Below are 398 nucleotides of genomic sequence, written 5' to 3'. Positions count from 1 at the left end.
GTTAAGTGTTAAAATAATTATCAGTTATTCAATATTATCCTTACTTCCAAAAGTAAGGATTTTTTGTTCCACTGCAAGAGTTTCCAATAATTTCTCTTTTGCAATAGGTTTACTATCCAAAACGTCTGCATCGGTGTTTTACCATAACAATGTTTTCCAGTATGCGTTCTTTCATTGTTGTATAATAGGACAACCAACTGTTTAAGTCTAATTGCAGTTCTTCAATACTTCTGTAAATTTTCTTTCTAAAAGCTATGGCATAAAACTCGTTCTGTATCGTCCTGTGAAAACGTTCACAAATGCCATTGGTCTGAGGACTTTTAGCCTTGGTCTTTGTGTGATCAATATCTTCAATGGCTAAATAAAGCTGGTATTCATGCTGTTCTCTTATTCCACAG

General features: G+C 33.7%; 1 pseudogene. It reads right to left on the bottom strand.

From position 1 onward, the window contains the following. Positions 1 to 24 precede the first annotated feature (24 nt). Positions 25 to 398 (bottom strand): annotated as a pseudogene (locus GNY06_RS04790) (integrase core domain-containing protein); the annotation flags it as partial.

It is taken from the genome of Elizabethkingia argenteiflava, assembly GCF_009904105.1.
Lineage (GTDB): Bacteria > Bacteroidota > Bacteroidia > Flavobacteriales > Weeksellaceae > Elizabethkingia > Elizabethkingia argenteiflava.
The sequence above is the reverse complement of the archived record's forward strand: the minus strand, read 5'-3'. Positions and strand labels throughout refer to the sequence as shown.